Raw genomic sequence first — 2,602 nt, 5'->3', positions numbered from 1 at the left:
TGCCGATTCCAAGGCGATCGCGCGCACCGTTCCGATTTGATCGCGCGCGGCATTCCGAAGTGATGGCGCGCAGCATTCCGAGAATTGTCCGCGCAGGATTCCGAAGGGATCGCGCGCACTTTGGAGGTAGGAGAACCTGATCGTTGGGGCATTTTCCGGTCGGATAGCGACCGGAGAGATGGATGCCGACGAGGAGGGTTACGATGCGCCACGTGCGCGAGATTTTGCGTCTGAGCCTGGAAGCAGGGCTATCGACGCGGGTGATTGGCGAGCGTTCCGGGGTCGGGGCGACGACGGTCCGGGATATGCTGAAGCGGTTTGCCCGCTCCGGGCTGAGCTGGCCAGTCCCTGTGGAGATAAGCGATGCCGACCTGGAAGCGTGCCTGTACGGCTTACCTGGGGTGAAGCCCGGCCGGCGCAAGCAGGCGGAACCGGACTGGTCGGCGGTGGCACGTGAGCTGAAGCGCAAGCATGTGACGCTGCAGGTTCTGTGGGAAGAATATATCGCCGCGCACCCGGGTGGCTATCGCTACAGTCGTTGGTGTGACCTGTTCCGGCGCTGGGAAGGCCGCCTGCCTCTGACGATGCGGCAGAACCACGTGGGCGGCGAGAAGATGTTTGTCGATTACGCCGGCGACAGGGTGCCGGTTGTAGTCGACCGCCGGACCGGTGAGGTGCGCGATGCCCATCTGTTTGTGGCGGTGCTCGGCGGATCGAGCTTGTCATTTGCCTGCGCGACGTGGACCGAGCAGTTCGCCGACTGGATCGAGGCGCACAATAGCGCCTTCGCATTCTTCGGCGGCGTGGCCCATCTTCTGGTCCCCGACAACGCGAAGGTCGCGGTGATCAAGGCGTGTCACTTCGATCCGATGGTCAACCGCAGCTATACCGACATGGCGCGCCATTACGGCACGGCGGTGCTCCCGGCGCGGCCGAGGAAGCCGCGGGATAAGGCGAAAGTCGAGGCCTGCGTCGGCATTGTCGAACGCTGGGTTCTGGGCCGCTTGCGTAACCGAATCTTCTACAGCTTGGCCGACGTGAACGCTGCGGTCGCCGAGTGCATCGCCGATCTCAACGACACACGGGTGCTGCGCCAGTACAGCAAAACGCGGCGTCAGCTGTTCGAGGAGATCGACGCGCCGAACCTCAAGCCGCTGCCGAGCGAACCGTGGATCCATGCTGAGTGGAAGCGTTGCCGGGTTGGGCTCGATTATCACATTGCCATTGAGCACCACCATTACTCGGTGCCGTGGCGCTTCGCCCGCCGCGAGGTCGAGGCCCGCATTACCGCACGCACCGTCGAAATCTTCCTTGATGGCGAACGCATCGCCGCCCACATGCGTGGAAGCGGCAACGGGCGGCATACGACGATCCCCGAGCATATGCCGTCCAGCCACCGGCGCTACCGTGAATGGACGCCGTTGAAGATCCGGGAAGAAGCTGCGCGGATCGGGCCAATGCTGTCGCTGCTGGTTGAGAAGATCATCGAGGATCGGCCGCATCCCGAGCAGGGCTACCGGTCATGCCTCGGCATCATCGGACTGGAGAAGCGCTTCGGCGCCGAACGCCTGGAAGCGGCCGCGCGGCGCGCGCTGGAGATCCAGGCGCGCAACTATCCCTCGGTCAAATCGATCCTCGAGAAGGGGCTCGACAAGATCCCGGTGCGCAAAGCCCCGGAGCAAACGCCGATCTTCCACACCAACATCCGGGGCCCCGGATATTACCACTGAAAGGACTGCAATGCTCAAACACCCGACTCTCGAACTGCTGGGGCAACTCGGTCTGGCAGGCATGGCCCATGCGTTCATCGAACTGGAAAGCAACAGCGATGTCGCCAACCTCAGCCACGCCGAATGGCTTGCCCTTCTGCTCGATCACGAGGCGACCTACCGCAATGACCGGCGCCTTGCGCTTCGCCTTCGTCATGCCCGGCTACGCCACCATGCCGTGCCCGAGGACGTCGATTACCGCGCTGCGCGCGGTCTCGATCGCCGACTGTTCGACAGGCTGCTCAAGGGCGACTGGATCGCCGCCCATGAGGGCTTGGCCATCATCGGGCCGGCCGGCGTCGGGAAGAGTTGGTTGGCCTGCGCTATCGGCCACAAGGCTTGCCGTGACAATCGCTCGGTCCTCTACACCCGGCTGCCGCGCCTGATCGATGACCTGTCCCTGGCCAAGGGTGACGGCCGCATCGCGGCGCGCATGAAAAGCCTCGCCAGGGTCGATCTCCTCATCCTCGACGATTGGGGGCTTGAACCGCTCGACGGTAATGCCCGTCATCACCTGCTTGAAATCCTCGAAGACCGGTACGGGCGTCGCTCAACGCTGGTGACCAGCCAGCTCCCGGTGGCCCGCTGGTTCGATCTGATCGGGGATCCCACCTACGCCGATGCAATCCTTGACCGCCTGGTTCACAACGCTCACCGGCTCGAACTCAGCGGCGAATCCATGCGCAGGTCCACCATCCCCGCTGCCGCTTGACCGGACCCCAAACACGGTGACATCTTGCCACGACGATCAGGTGCTCCACCTGCGCGCGATCAGATCGGAAAGCTGCGCGGCATCAGATCGGAATACATGCGCGCGATCGTCGGAATCCGCA

Annotated in this window: 2 protein-coding genes; both read left to right on the top strand. The window is 63.7% G+C overall.

Features of this window, described 5'->3' with window-relative positions; translation table 11 throughout:
* Positions 1 to 203: 203 nt before the first annotated feature.
* On the top strand, positions 204 to 1,730 hold the full coding sequence (istA, locus tag IVA79_RS04355) for an IS21 family transposase (protein WP_247550647.1): 1,527 nt from the start codon (positions 204 to 206) through the stop codon (positions 1,728 to 1,730).
* A 10-nt stretch (positions 1,731 to 1,740) separates the two neighbouring features.
* Complete coding sequence (gene istB / locus IVA79_RS04350; protein WP_247550646.1) at positions 1,741 to 2,481, top strand: IS21-like element helper ATPase IstB; 741 nt, start codon at positions 1,741 to 1,743, stop codon at positions 2,479 to 2,481.
* Positions 2,482 to 2,602 lie beyond the last annotated feature (121 nt).

This window comes from Bradyrhizobium sp. 138 (genome assembly GCF_023074075.1).
In the GTDB taxonomy this organism is placed as follows: Bacteria; Pseudomonadota; Alphaproteobacteria; order Rhizobiales; family Xanthobacteraceae; genus Bradyrhizobium.
This window is presented reverse-complemented; position numbering and strand designations above follow the sequence as displayed.

Excerpts from the sequence above, each read along its gene's own strand:
- istA (WP_247550647.1), top strand. The coding sequence starts at position 204 with ATGCGCCACGTGCGCGAGATTTTGCGTCTGAGCCTGGAAGCAGGGCTA.
- istB (WP_247550646.1), top strand. The coding sequence starts at position 1,741 with ATGCTCAAACACCCGACTCTCGAACTGCTGGGGCAACTCGGTCTGGCA.